The sequence below is a fragment of the Streptomyces sp. NPDC044106 genome (genome assembly GCF_056433985.1).
Window position 1 is genome coordinate 309,614 of the sequence record NZ_JBWKFZ010000009.1, and the last position, 12,849, is coordinate 322,462.

At 72.1% G+C, this 12,849-nt stretch carries 10 protein-coding genes; 4 read left to right on the forward strand and 6 right to left on the reverse strand.

Annotated features, from left to right (window positions below; all coding sequences use genetic code 11):
- Window positions 1-5: 5 nt before the first annotated feature.
- A complete protein-coding gene (locus tag AC07DI_RS18740) occupies window positions 6-1,229 on the reverse strand; it encodes an MFS transporter (protein ID WP_478905257.1) in 1,224 nt (407 codons plus the stop codon).
- A gap of 93 nt (window positions 1,230-1,322) precedes the next feature.
- Between AC07DI_RS18740 and AC07DI_RS18745 the strand changes: the two genes are divergently transcribed.
- On the forward strand, window positions 1,323-1,775 hold the full coding sequence (locus tag AC07DI_RS18745; RefSeq protein WP_478905258.1) for a winged helix-turn-helix transcriptional regulator: 453 nt from the start codon (window positions 1,323-1,325) through the stop codon (window positions 1,773-1,775).
- 52 nt (window positions 1,776-1,827) lie between these two features.
- On the opposite strand, the gene rph is transcribed toward AC07DI_RS18745, so the two are convergent.
- Both rph and AC07DI_RS18755 read right to left on the reverse strand, forming a co-directional pair.
- Window positions 1,828-4,449, reverse strand: coding sequence for a rifamycin-inactivating phosphotransferase (gene rph / locus AC07DI_RS18750; RefSeq protein WP_478905259.1), 2,622 nt, complete (start codon window positions 4,447-4,449; stop codon window positions 1,828-1,830).
- 185 nt (window positions 4,450-4,634) lie between these two features.
- Window positions 4,635-4,820 carry a hypothetical protein gene (locus AC07DI_RS18755; RefSeq protein ID WP_384250730.1) on the reverse strand — a complete coding sequence of 62 codons (186 nt, stop codon included), beginning with the start codon at window positions 4,818-4,820 and terminating at the stop codon, window positions 4,635-4,637.
- Between the two features lie 311 nt (window positions 4,821-5,131).
- Between AC07DI_RS18755 and AC07DI_RS18760 the strand changes: the two genes are divergently transcribed.
- Window positions 5,132-5,434: a DUF397 domain-containing protein gene (locus AC07DI_RS18760; RefSeq protein ID WP_478905260.1), complete on the forward strand. Its 303-nt coding sequence runs from the start codon at window positions 5,132-5,134 to the stop codon at window positions 5,432-5,434.
- 28 nt (window positions 5,435-5,462) lie between these two features.
- Here AC07DI_RS18760 and AC07DI_RS18765 read toward each other — a convergent pair whose 3' ends face one another.
- Window positions 5,463-6,884, reverse strand: coding sequence for an MFS transporter (locus AC07DI_RS18765; RefSeq protein ID WP_478905261.1), 1,422 nt, complete (start codon window positions 6,882-6,884; stop codon window positions 5,463-5,465).
- 361 nt (window positions 6,885-7,245) lie between these two features.
- Between AC07DI_RS18765 and AC07DI_RS18770 the strand changes: the two genes are divergently transcribed.
- Window positions 7,246-8,154: a helix-turn-helix transcriptional regulator gene (locus AC07DI_RS18770; protein ID WP_478905262.1), complete on the forward strand. Its 909-nt coding sequence runs from the start codon at window positions 7,246-7,248 to the stop codon at window positions 8,152-8,154.
- A gap of 219 nt (window positions 8,155-8,373) precedes the next feature.
- On the opposite strand, the gene AC07DI_RS18775 is transcribed toward AC07DI_RS18770, so the two are convergent.
- Window positions 8,374-10,029 (reverse strand): alpha/beta hydrolase, encoded by a 1,656-nt coding sequence (locus AC07DI_RS18775; protein ID WP_478905263.1) that lies wholly within the window; start codon window positions 10,027-10,029, stop codon window positions 8,374-8,376.
- A 129-nt stretch (window positions 10,030-10,158) separates the two neighbouring features.
- Window positions 10,159-11,433, reverse strand: a complete 1,275-nt coding sequence (locus AC07DI_RS18780; RefSeq protein ID WP_478905264.1) for an acetyl-CoA C-acetyltransferase — start codon at window positions 11,431-11,433, stop codon at window positions 10,159-10,161.
- A 72-nt stretch (window positions 11,434-11,505) separates the two neighbouring features.
- Here AC07DI_RS18780 and AC07DI_RS18785 point away from each other — a divergent pair, with 72 nt between their 5' ends.
- Window positions 11,506-12,819 (forward strand): 3-oxoacyl-ACP reductase, encoded by a 1,314-nt coding sequence (locus AC07DI_RS18785; RefSeq protein WP_478905265.1) that lies wholly within the window; start codon window positions 11,506-11,508, stop codon window positions 12,817-12,819.
- Window positions 12,820-12,849: the final 30 nt, after the last annotated feature.

The following is a 12,849-nucleotide window of genomic DNA, read 5'->3' on the forward strand; positions in this document are numbered from 1 at the left end:
AGAGGTCAGGCGCGGTCCCCCCAGGCCCACAGCGCGAGCCCGAGGCAGCTGAACGCGGCGCCCAGCGCGCATACGGCGCCCCAGCCGAACAGCGTGTAGAGGGAGGTCGCGGCGAGGGCGCCGGTGGCGCTGCCGATCGAGTAGAAGACCATGTATCCGCCGATCAGCCGGCTGCCCGCGTCCGGGTGCCGGGCGTAGATCAGGGTCTGGTTGGTGACATGGACCGCCTGCACGGCGAGATCGAGCAGGATCACGCCGACGACCAGGGCCCAGAGCGAGTCACGGGTGAGGGACAAGGGCAGCCACGAGGCGGCGAGCAGTGCCAGGGCGATGCCGGTGGTCCGCCGGGAGAGTCCGCGGTCGTTGAGGCGGCCTGCCACCGTCGCGGCCAGGGCGCCGGCGGCACCGATCAGCCCCAGTGCCCCGATCGCGCTGTGGGACATGGAGTACGGGGCCTCGCTGAGGGGTAGCGCGATGCTGCTCCACAGGGTGCTGAAGGCGGCGAAGATCAGCAGACCGAACAGGGCCCGGAGCCTCAGCAGTCGGTCCCGTGCGAACAGGGTGATCGTGGAGCGGAGCAGCCGGCCGTAGCGCAGGGTGGTCCGCTCGGCCTCCCCGTGGCGCGGCAGCGTCCGGTACAGGACCAGGGCGAGCAGGGCGGTGAGCGACGCCGAGGCGAGGTAGACGGAGCGCCAGCCCGCGAGGTCGGCGAGGAGGCCGGACGCGGTGCGGGCGAGCAGGATTCCGATGACCACGCCGCTGGTGACAAGGCCGACGACGCGTCCGCGCTCGGCGGCGGGAGCCAGTGACGCGGCGAAGGCCACCAGGGTCTGCGTGACGACCGCGAGCAGTCCCACCGCGGCCATGCCCGCGAGCAGGGCCACTGCCGCGTGAGCGGTGGCCACCACGGCCAGGGCCACCACGAGCAGCAGCAGTTGGGCCACGATGAGCCGTCTGCGGTCCGCCACGTCGCCCAGCGGCACGAGGAAGAAGAGCCCCACCCCGTATCCGACCTGCGTGAGCGTGACCACGCTGCCGACGAGCCCCGGGCTCATGGCGAGGTCGTGGCCCATGGTCACCAGGAGCGGCTGGGAGAAGTAGACGTTGGCCACCGCGGCCCCGCAGGCGACGGCGAACAGTACGACGACACCGCGGGACAGGACGAACGCGGGACCCTCCCCGCTCCGGGCCTCGGTCGGCCGTGTCACAGCATCGCCTTCGCCCGGCATCAGCACTCCCCCACACACCTGGTTTCATCTTGCTACCGGCACGACGGTAACTACTTTGGTAGCATGTTGCAACCGTTATGGGAGAGGAACGCCATGGTGACCAGAACGCGCTTCGACGACAGCGAGTGTCCCGTCGCCCGCTCGGTGGACGCGATCGGCGACTGGTGGTCGCTGCTGATCGTGCGGGACGCCTTCGACGGAAGCCGGCGCTTCGGGGAGTTCCAGCGCAGCCTCGGCGTGGCGAAGAACATCCTCGCCACGCGGCTCCGCACGCTGGTCGACGGCGGTGTCCTCGCATCCGTCCCCGCCTCGGACGGCAGCGCCTACCGCGAGTACGTACTGACTCCGAAAGGCAAGGCGCTCTTCCCCGTCATCGTGGCCCTGCGGCAGTGGGGCGAACAGCACTTCTTCGCCCCCGACGAACCCCACTCACAGCTGGTCGACCGCCGCCGGGAACAGCGCCTGCGCCCGCTGGAAGTGGTGTCCGCGGACGGTCGGCGGCTGAACCCCGACGACACCACCGTCCACAAGGTTTCCACCCGGTGACCTGAGCGCGCGGGGTGAATCCGTGGCGCGCGGGAGACCGGGTGGTGTCCGGTCACGGCAGGATCTCGACGTACCCGTCGACCCCGTGCACGCGGATCCGCTGCCCGTCCTGGATGCGGCGGGTGGCCCCCTCCACGCCCACGACGGCCGGCAAGCCGTACTCCCGGGCGATGACCGCGCCATGGGTCATCAGGCCGCCCACCTCCGTCACCAGGCCCGCGATGCCGACGAACAGCGGCGACCAGCTGGGGTCGGTGAAGGTGGTGACCAGGATGTCGCCCGCTTCGAGGTCGGCCTCGGCCATGTCGAGGATGACGCGGGCCCTGCCCTCGACGATCCCGGCGGAGACCGGCAGACCGACCAGGGCACCGTCCGGCGCGTCGTCACGCCGGTACGCGCCGCTGATGGCCTCGCCGTCCGAGGTGAGCACCCGGGGCGGCGTGAGCGCCAGGTAGGACCGGAACGCGTCCTTGCGCCGCTGGATGAGCCCGGCGTCCACCCGCTTCGACCGTACGGCGTCGTGGAGTTCCTGGAACGTGAGGTGGAAGGCGTCCTCCGCCTCGGCGAGCACGCCGTCCCGCACGAGGCGCTCGGCCTCCGCGAGCAGGGCCCGCTTGTAGACGAAGAGGCGGCAGATGAGGGCGTACTTCGGGTACTCCCGGTAGCCGATGAAGGTGCGGACCCGGTCGATCATCGCCTTGGTCTCGTCGGCCTTCCGCTCCCCGTCCGGCAGGGCGCGCAGGCGTGCCAATACGTCCCGCTCCTTCTCCTGCGCCTTCCGTCGCCCCTCCTCGAAGCGGCGCGCGGCGGCGCCCGGCTCGAAGAGCCTGACGTTGTCGAGGAGTACGGGCACGAGCGTGTCGGGACGCTCGCTCCAGCGGGGTCGCGTGAGGTCGATCTCGGCGACGCAGCGCATGCCGTACCGGTCGAGGTAGGCCTCGATGGCGTCGCGCGCTTCGGCTCCGCCCGGGAGTTTCGCCAGGTCGTCCAGGAAGTCCGCGCCCCGGACACCTTGCAGGAACGCCACTGCCTCAGGATGCGGACGGATCACATCCGCGACGTCGAGCAGCGCGAGACCCATCTCCGACGTGATGTTGTCGGGGGCGGACAGGGTGAGCGTGTCGGCCGCGTTCTTCTCGCCCAGCCACTCCCCCAGCTTGTCGTTGAGCCACCACGTGGCCTCCATTCCCGCCATGATCGCCTGCATGCTCAGCGGATCGCTCAGCACGCGCTTGTGCTCCGCGAACGCCTCCGGCAGGAAGTCGAACAGCTCCGGCCCCACCTTCGCGCGGATGTCACGCTCCAGTGCGGCGAGGGACGCCTCACTGCGGCGGATCAGTTCGGTGACGAGGGCGGGGTCCGTCGGGATGGGTTCCGGGGCGGGGGCGCCGCCGGGCACCGGGGAGGGCGGCGCTGACGTCACTGACGGCTCCGTGGGTACGAAGTCGTCGCGGTCGAGGACGGTTTCCAGCGCGTCCCTGGTCAGCGGATCGCCCCTGCCCACCATGTCGAGGAAGGGGGCGCGGGTCGCGGGCGAGGTGAGCCGCGCGGTGGCGTCGACGAACAGCCGCCCGCCGGCGTCGATCATCGGCGCCATGGCCGTCAGCTGCCACACGGAGAGCCCCAGGGGCTTCATGGCGTCGGTCATCATCTGCTGGTGCCCGACGGAGAGGTAGACGCGGTTTCCCTCGCCCCCACTGTCGGCGGTGGGGGCGGGAATGGGAAACAGCGTCGTGACCGGCCTGCTCTGCACGATCCGGAAGTCGTCGTCGGCCAGGCACCATTCGATGTCCTGCGGGCCACCGAAGTCCGCCTCGATCCGCCGCCCGAGCTCCACGAGCCGCACGACCTGCGCGTCCGTGAGCGTCGGCTGCCGCTGCCGCTCCGGGGCGATCTCCACTTCCCGCGTACCGCCGCCCGGCAGGGCCTGTACGGCACGCTGCTTGGCGGCGATCGTCCTCTCGACGACCCGGCCGTCCCGCACCTTGAAGACGTCCGGGTTCACCAGGCCGGAGACCAGGGCCTCGCCGAGGCCGAAGCCCGCGTCCACGGTGGCGACCTTGCGGTTGCCGGTGACGGGGTCGGCCGTGAACAGGATGCCGGACGCGTCCGGGAAGACCATGCGCTGCACGACCACGGCCATCTGGACCGTACGGTGATCGATGCCGTTCCGGCGGCGGTAGACCACGGCCCGCTCGGTGAACAGCGAGGCCCAGCACCGGCTGACGTGCCGGAGGACCGCCGCCCGCCCCACGACGTTCAGGTACGTGTCCTGCTGCCCGGCGAAGGAGGCCGTCGGCAGGTCCTCCGCCGTCGCGCTGGACCGGACGGCGCAGGGGGCCTGCTCGCCGAGCCGGTCGAGTTCATGGGTGATCGCCGCCGCGAGGTCGGCCGGAAGGGCGGTGCCCTCGATGACCTCGCGGATCTCGCCGGCGAGCGTGCGGAGCGCCTCGCGGTCGTCCGGGTCGACCCGCGACAACTCCTCAAGGAGAGCGTCGAGCGACGGCGCCTCCGCGACGATCCGCCGGAACGCGTCCGTCGTCACGCAGAATCCGGCCGGCACGTCGACGCCGTCGATCCGTGACAGCGCGCCCAGGTGGGCGCCCTTGCCGCCGACGGCCGCGAGCTGCGTCTCATCGACCTCTCGAAGATCCCGCACGTACTGCTCGTTCATCGCGATGCCTCCGGGGCGGTCGTCTGCCGTTGTGAGCTAGGCCGACGATTTTGCGCCACCCCGGGGGCCTTGCCGCAAGCCCCCCAGTGCGCTATACGTTGTAAGTGGCAGGGAGAGCTCTCCCTGCCCTTTGTTCTACCCGGGCCCTCTGCCTGCTGATGGTCGGGTTCTTGTGCGCCCGGGTGTCAGTTCCCCGCGCCGCCCATGTTCTGCTTGCTGGCGTTCGCCCCGCCCAGCCCCTGCGCGAGCCCCTGCCCGGCCGCCCCGCGCTCCAGCGCGCCGCGCTCCCCTGAGCCGCCTCGGCGCCGCAGCACGAGCAGGCAGGCGCCGATCACCACGGCGGCCACGACCAGTACGGAAACGATGAGCATGCGTCCCTCTTCCCCCGGCGGGTCCGGCGGGCCCACGATGTGGCCCGCCCATTGATCCACATTGTCGCCCGCGCCCTGATCACGGGGCCAGTCTGGTTCCCGCCGGAATTTCCCTTGACGGGTAAGGAAGTTCGGCCCAGACCGTCTTGCCGGGGGTCCGGTCCTCGACGCATGGAGATCCACACGTACCCGCGGTTGATCACCGCTCCGGAAGAAGTCCGTGTACTGGCCGTTCGCTATGGGATCCTGCAAGCAGAGACGCTCACGCCTCGTGATTCGCCGGCTCTGATCGAGAAGATGCTGGGAGACCAATGAGCACCGAGCAACTGAACTGGTTCAAGTCCAGCTACAGCAGCGGCGGAGGCGGCGAGTGCCTCGAAGTCGCTTACCACTGGCGGGAGTCGAGCTACAGCACAGGCGAGGGCGGCGAATGCCTCGAAGTCGCCTACCCCTGGGAGAAGTCGAGCTACAGCAGCGGCGCCGGCGGCGAATGCGTAGAGCTCGCCACCCGCCCCCACGCCATCCACCTACGCGACTCCAAGAACCCCCAGGGGCCGACCTTCTCCGTCAGCCCCACCCCCTGGTCCCACTTCCTCACGTACGCCACATCCTGACGCGTCCTGACACGTCCCGACACGTCACTCAGTCCCGGGGAAGCAGCCACGCCGCCAACGCCGTGGTGACGCACAGAACCGCGCCCACGGCCACGAGCCCCGTACGCATCCCCGCGACGGAGAAGCCGGAGTCACCGCCACCGGCGAGCAAGGCGCCGAAGAGGGCCACGGACATCGCGCCACCCGTCTGGCGAAGGGAGTTGAGGAGCCCGGAAGCCGTACCGGCGCGCTCACCGGGGACACTGTCCATCAGCTGCGCCGTCAACGCGGGTACGCAGAACGCGCCGCCGAGGCCCGTCGGGACGACCAGGAGAAGGACGAGCCACAACGGCGTATCCGCGTTCAGCGGTACGAGGACGAACATGGCGAGGGCAAGAATCGCCTGGCCGAGCACGATGACCCGGCGCCGCCCGAACCGCTCGGCGGCACGGGGCGAGACGAGGTTGGTCCCCGTGATGAACGCGGCGAGCGGCACGAACATCAGGCCCGCCACGACGCCCGACATGCCGCGCAGCTGCTGGTAGTAGAGGCCGAGGAGGAAGGTCACGCCGTAGAACCCGGCGTTGACCGCGAAGCCGACCGCGAGGGCGACACCGACCTGGCGCTGCCGCAGCAGGCCGAGCGGGACCATGGGCGCGGCGTGCCGCTTCTCGGCGATGTAGAAGGCGAATCCGGAGCCGAGGGCCACGGCGAAGGCGGCGAGTACGGGCGCGCTCGTCCACCCCAGGTGCCCGCCCTCGATGACCGCGAACGCGAGCCCGGCGAGGGTGAGGACGGCGGTCGCCTGCCCGGCGAGGTCGAGGGGCGCGGGACGGCGGGGGGAGCGGGTGGTACGGGCGAGGAGTACGAGGATCAGCGCGCCGACCGGCAGGTTGAGGAGGAAGACGGAACGCCACCCGGCGCTCTCCGTGAGCACCCCGCCGAGGACCGGACCCACCGCGACGGCGGCGGAACCGCCCACCGTCCACAGCGCGATGGCGCGGGCGCGTCGACGGGCGTCGTCGTAGGCCTGCCGGATCAGCGCGAGCGAGGCGGGCATCACGATGGCCGCGCCCGCACCCTGGGCGACGCGGGCCGCGATCAGCGCACCGATGCCGGGCGCGAGGGCGCAGGCCAGCGAGGCGGCGGTGAAGAGCGCCACGCCCCAGACGTACGCGCGCCGCGCCCCCGCCCGGTCGGCGAGCGCACCCGCGGACAGCATCAGGGCGGCGAACATGAGGGTGTACGCGTCCACGGTCCACTGCAGCCCCGCCATGCCGCCGTGCAGGTCGGCGCGGATGTCGGGCAGCGCGATGTTCACGGCGGTGACGTCGATGGTGATGACGGTGAAGCCGAGGAGCGCGGCGAGGAGGGCGAGGGCGGGGGAGGAGGAGGTGCGGGGGTGCGGGGCGTCGGGAGCTGGGGGGCGGGGGGCCCGGACGGAGGGGGCGGAGAGAACGCCGGCGGACATGGAACTCCTACGGTGACGGGGCTCACGAGTCGCGGAGCAACGGGTGGGCGGGTGGGAAGCCGCCGCGGAGCGGCGAAGCACAGCCGTCGCGGAGCGACGAGGAAGGACGGCACGAACGGCAGACGGCGGCAGACGGCAGACGGCGACAAACGGCGGACGGCAACGAACGGCGGACGGCACCGGCCACCGCACCGCGGCCCGGTGACATCGCACCCCCTGGGTCACGGTGGCCGGGCCACCCGCACAACCCCCACTCTCCAGGGCGGCAGCCCCCCGTGGCAGGCCGCACCTCACCGGGGTCCCGCGTTCCTGGCCCTGACACGGCCCCCCACGCCGGAGACCCACCAGGGACAATGGCCGGATGACGGAAAGCACAGCGAGCCCGGCGGCCCCGACGGCCGCACCCGCACCGGCATCGGCACCCACGCCCGCGCCCGCCACCGGTACCGAGCTGGGCCGGTACCTCCGCGCCCGCCGCGCCAGGGTGACCCCGGCCGAGGCGGGCCTCCCTGCGGGCACGGGCCTGCGCCGCACGCCGGGCCTGCGCCGCGAGGAGCTGGCCACGCTGGCCGGTGTGAGCGTGGACTACTACACGCGTCTGGAGCGGGGCCGCGAGGCGAACCCCTCGCCCGCCGTCATCGACGCCCTCGCACGCGCCCTGCGCCTGACGGGCGACGCCCACGACCGGCTGCGCGACCTGGCCGAACTGGCCTCGGGCCGCCTCACGGAACCGCATCCCACGGCCGACCACACGGTCCGCGAGTCAGTGCTCCGCATGCTGGACGGGCTCGCCCCGCTGCCCGCGTACGTGGTGAGCAGGCACAGCTACATGCTGGCCGCCAACGCCCCCGGCAAGGCCCTGCTGCCCGGCCTGTGGGACTGGCCCGACGAGCAGCGCAACGTCGTGCGCTACCTCTTCCTGCACCCCATGGGCCGCGTCCTGTACCGGCCCTGGGAGGACACGGTCTCCAGGTCGGTCTCCCACCTGCGCGCGATCGGCGGCACCGACACAGACTCCCCGCAGCTGACGAGCCTCGTCGGCGAACTCCTCCTGAAGTCACCCGATTTCGCCCGCATCTGGGAGCAGTACGACGTCTGCGAGCGCGGCGGCGGCACCAAGACGTTCGAACACCCCAAGGTCGGCCCGATGACCCTCACGTACGAGGTGATGAAGCTGGCGCGCTCGGGCGACCAGCGCCTGGTGGTCTACCAGGCCACGCCGGACACCCCCGACGAGGCGGCGATGCTCCGCCTGGCCCCGCCCCGCTAGGGCCTGTCGTTCGGATCTGTCCGGGGTCGCGGGGTCTGGCACGCACATCTGCGGCGTTGTCGTCGGTTGCCAACGCTCCGCGTTGCCGCCCTCCTCCGCCTTGCAGCTGCACGCACCAGACCCCGCTCAAGCCCCGCCCAAGGCAAGGCCACCCAAGTCCGGCCTGATCCGAAAGACAGACCCTAGGGCCCGGCCCGCCCCAGCCCAGTATCCGGCCCCTCACTCCGCCGCGCAGGAACTCCCGGTCCTGGGCGTCTCCCCGTACAGCAGGAACCCGTCCACCTTGTCCCGCACGCACTGGGACCCGAGGTAGCCGGTGTGCCCGTCGCCCTTGTTGTCCAGGACGACGGCCTGCGGTCCGAGCCGCCGCGCCGTCTCCTCCGTCCACCGGTACGGCGTGGCCGGGTCGCCCCGCGTGCCGACGAGCAGCAACTCGGGCGACTTCACGTCCCGTACCTCCTTGCGGATGTAGTCCGTCCCCGCGGGCCGCCCGAAGCACAGCAGCACCGGCATCAGCATCGACTTGCCGAAGACCGGCGAGGCCTCCTCGAACTCCTTCTGGAGCCTGCCGACTTCCTTCTCTAGGTGCGCGGCGTCGGGCCGGTCGGGATCGTCGGCGCAGTTCACGGCCATGAGGGCGGCGGACGCGTTGTCCATGGGCACGTCCGGCCCGCTATGGCCGGGCACCACAGGCCGCGGTACCACCACCGGCCCCGGTTTCACCCCCGGTCCCGGCACCTGCCCCGGCTCCACCCCGCCCGGCAGCCCGCTGCTCATCCGCATCAGCGCCCGCGGGTCCCCGTCGGCGAGCAACGCCCCGAGCGCCTGCGAGAGCGCGGGCCAGGCCTGCCTGCTGTACAGCGCCTGGGTGAGGACGCCGACGACGTTCTGGCCGGTGAACCGCTGGCCCGCCATGGACCGGAGCGGCATCCTGTCCAGGTCCTTGATGATCTTCACGATGCTGTCCCGTGCCGCACGGGAGTCGGTGCCGAAGACACAGCCGGCGTTCCCGGTGCACCAGGTGAGGAAGTGGTCGAGGGCGGTCTGGCGCCCTTCGGCGGTCGCGAGGGACTGTGCGGCGACGGGCTCGGTCAGCGTGTCCACGCCGTCGAGCGTCATCCGCCCGACCTTCCCGGGGAACTGCGCGGCGTAGACGGCGCCGATCCGCGTCCCGTAGGAGAACCCCAGGTAGTTCAGCTTCTTGTCGCCGAGGGCCTGCCGCATGACGTCCAGGTCGCGGGAGACGTTGACGGTCCCCATGTGCGGAAGGACCGGCCCGGACCGCTCCTCGCACTCCTTGGCGACCTTGCGCAGCTTGCGCAGCACGGCGGCCGCGTCGCCCGCCCCCTCCGTGGTCGGATCGGGATTCCCCCCGGCGTCGCCACAGCTGACCGGATCGCTCAGGCCGACGCCGCGCGGGTCGAAGGAGACGATGTCGTAGTCCTTGCTCAGGAAGCCGAACTCCTTCTGCGCACCGGCGAGCGCGGAGACACCGGGTCCGCCGGGCCCGCCGAAGTTCAGCACCAGGGACCCGCGGGGCTTGCCGCTCGTGCTGGACTTCAGCCGGATCATCGCGATGTCGACGGTTCCGGCGGCGGGCTTCGCGTAGTCGACCGGGACGGTCATGTGCCCGCACCGCAGGTCCTTGGTTCCGCCCGCGGCCTCCGCCATGGTCTCGGTGTCGCCCTTGCACGCGGACCACTTGATCTTCTGCGTGTAGTAGCGCGACAGATCGGGCCGCCCACCACCGTCAGCGGCGGCGGCGGTGGCCCAGGCCATGCCTGGCATGCCCGGCACGCCCGGCACGCCCGCTCCCGCTCCCGCTCCCGCGACGACCAGCACGGTGACACCGGCGATTGCACAAGCTCCACGCACGGCAACCTCCCAGCCTGTTGCCCCTCGCTCACCCTAAGCGGGCCCGCCGGGCCTCGCCCGTTCAGCGCAGGGCACCCGTAAGTACACACCCACTACGCTGCGTAACACCTGCAACCTCGGGGCGGGCGCCTACCTCTCCAGAATCGCGGTGACCCCTTGCCCGCCCGCCGCACAGATGGAGATGAGACCCCGCCCCGGGCGTCCCCGCTCGGCGAGGAGCTTGGCGAGGGTGGCGACGATCCGCGCCCCGGTGGCCGCGAACGGGTGACCGGTGGCGAGCGACGACCCCGCGACGTTCAGCCGCGCCCGGTCCACGGCGCCGAGCCCACGCTTCTCCCAGGCGGCGAGCGTGGCGAGGACCTGCGAGGCGAACGCCTCGTGCACCTCCACGAAATCGAAGTCGCCGAGCCCGAGACCGGCCCGCTCCAGCATCCGGGGCACGGCGTACGCGGGCGCCATCAGCAGCCCGTCGTCGCCCCCGGCGACATCCCCGTGGACGAAGTCGACCGCCGCGCTCTCGCAGGCGGCGAGGTACGCGAGCGGTTCGAGCCCCCGGCTCCGGGCCCACTCCTCACTGCCGAGCAGAGCGACGGCGGCGCCGTCCGTCAGCGGAGTGGAATTGCCCGCGGTCATGGTCGCGCCGGGCGCCCCGGTCCCGAACACGGGCTGCAGCCGGGCGAGCTTCTCCACGGTCGACCCGGGCCGCAGGTTCTGGTCCCGCGCGAGCCCGCGGAACGGCACGACGAGATCGTCCAGGAACCCCCGCTCGTACGCGGCCGCCAGCCGCTGGTGACTGAGCGCCGCCAGCTCGTCCTGCGCCTCACGCGTGATGCCCCACTTCCGCGCGGTCACCGCCGCGTGCTCGCCCATGGAGAGGCCGGTACGCGGCTCCGCGTTGCGCGGGATGTCCGGTACGAGGTGCCGGGGCCGCACCCGCCCCAGCGCGCGCAGCCGCCCGCCCACGGACGTGGCCCGCCGCGCCGCGAGCAGGGCCCGCCGCAGCTCGTCGTTGACCCCGAGAGGGGCGTCGCTCGCGGTGTCGGACCCTCCGGCGATCCCCGACTCGATCTGCCCGAGCATCACCTTGTTGGCGACGGCGGCGACGGCCTGGAGCCCGGTGCCGCACGCCTGCTGGAGGTCGTAGGCGGGCGTACGGGAATCGAGGGCGGACCCGAGCACGACCTCACGGGCCAGGTTGAAGTCCCGGCTGTGCTTGAGCACGGCACCGGCGGCGAACTCCCCCACCACTCCCTGCCCTTGGAGGCCGTACCGCTGAACCAGCCCGTCGAGGGCGGCGGTCAGCATGTCCTGATTCGAGGAGGTCGCGTACGGCCCGTCGGACCGGGCGAATGGAATGCGGGTGCCGCCGAGTACGGCGACGCGGCGCACAGCGGGAAGACTCATGTCTCGACCAGCTCCTGACCCTTGAGTAACCTTACTCGGAAGTAAATTTACGACCGAGCTGGGAGTTGGACAATGGCCGACCGCTACCTGACCTTCACCGCCACCGCGCCCGGCCGCTTCCTGACCCGTCGCCTCGGCCTGCCCCAGCCGGCCCGGCTGCGCCGCTGGTCGCCGGAACGCCCGTCCCTGGGCGGCGAGTTGCTCCTGCTCACAGCGGGTCAGTCCTCGTACACGGCCGACCTGCCCACCCTCCTCACCTCGGCGGGCCACACCATCGCCCCAACGCCCGCGCGTCCCACCGCAGTTGTTCTCGACGCCACGGCGGTGGTCGACATCCGGACCCTCTGCGAGGTGCACGCGGCCCTGCACCCCGTGGTGCGCACGGTGGCGGACAACGGCCGCATCGTGATCATCGGCTCCCCGCCGGACCCGGCCGACCACCACCAGGCCGCGGCCCAGCAGGCGTTGGCAGGGTTCATACGTTCGCTCGCCAAGGAGCTCGGCCGGGGCCGCACCGCCAACCTCGTCCGCGTCACGGGCCCGATCGCCACCGCCGAGCCGACCCTGCGCTTCCTGCTCTCCCCCAAGTCCGCCTACGTCACCGGCCAGGTCATCGAGACAGGCCCCGCCGAGACGCTGGCCGCCCCCGCCGACTGGGAGCGCCCCCTCGCGGGCCGCACCGCCCTGGTGACGGGCGCGGCGCGCGGCATCGGCGCGGCGGTCGCGGAGGTCCTGACGCGCGACGGCGCCGAGGTCGTACTCCTCGACGTTCCCCCGTCCCGGCAGGACCTGGCCCGCGTCGCGGACCGCCTGGGCGGCTCGGCGCTCCCGCTCGACATCACGGCGCCGGACGCGGGCGAGCGCATAGCCGCGGCGCTGCCGGACGGCCGCCTCGACATCCTCGTCCACAACGCGGGCATCACCCGCGACCGCAAGCTGGCCAACATGGCGCGGGACCGCTGGACCCCGGTCCTCGACGTCAACCTCGGCGCCGTCCTGACGACCACGGACGCGCTCCTCAAGGCGGGCGTCTTCGCCCCCGGCGGCCGGATCGTCGCCACGGCCTCGATCGCGGGAATCGCGGGCAACGCGGGCCAGACGAACTACGCCGCGAGCAAGGCGGGCATCATCGGCCTGGTCCACTCCCTCGGGCCGCGGGCGCTCGCGGAGCACGCGGTGACGGTGAACGCGGTGGCGCCCGGCTTCATCGAGACGAAGATGACGGCGGCGGTCCCTCTCCTCATCCGCGAGGCGGGCCGCCGCATGAACTCCCTCGCACAGGGCGGACTCCCCGTGGACGTGGCGGAAACGACGTCATGGCTGGCGCAGGGCGGCGTGAACGCACAGGTGGTCCGAGTCTGCGGCCAGAGCCTCCTCGGTGCGTAGACCGAGTGGGCGGGTGGGTGGGTATCTCCC

Bases quoted from the DNA above. Each gene is read 5' to 3' on its own strand.
- AC07DI_RS18785 (WP_478905265.1), top strand. From the start codon at position 11,506: ATGGCCGACCGCTACCTGACCTTCACCGCCACCGCGCCCGGCCGCTTC.
- AC07DI_RS18745 (WP_478905258.1), top strand. From the start codon at position 1,323: ATGGTGACCAGAACGCGCTTCGACGACAGCGAGTGTCCCGTCGCCCGC.
- AC07DI_RS18755 (WP_384250730.1), bottom strand. From the start codon at position 4,820: ATGCTCATCGTTTCCGTACTGGTCGTGGCCGCCGTGGTGATCGGCGCC.
- AC07DI_RS18760 (WP_478905260.1), top strand. From the start codon at position 5,132: ATGAGCACCGAGCAACTGAACTGGTTCAAGTCCAGCTACAGCAGCGGC.
- AC07DI_RS18765 (WP_478905261.1), bottom strand. From the start codon at position 6,884: ATGTCCGCCGGCGTTCTCTCCGCCCCCTCCGTCCGGGCCCCCCGCCCC.
- AC07DI_RS18740 (WP_478905257.1), bottom strand. From the start codon at position 1,229: ATGCCGGGCGAAGGCGATGCTGTGACACGGCCGACCGAGGCCCGGAGC.
- AC07DI_RS18780 (WP_478905264.1), bottom strand. From the start codon at position 11,433: ATGAGTCTTCCCGCTGTGCGCCGCGTCGCCGTACTCGGCGGCACCCGC.
- rph (WP_478905259.1), bottom strand. From the start codon at position 4,449: ATGAACGAGCAGTACGTGCGGGATCTTCGAGAGGTCGATGAGACGCAG.
- AC07DI_RS18770 (WP_478905262.1), top strand. From the start codon at position 7,246: ATGACGGAAAGCACAGCGAGCCCGGCGGCCCCGACGGCCGCACCCGCA.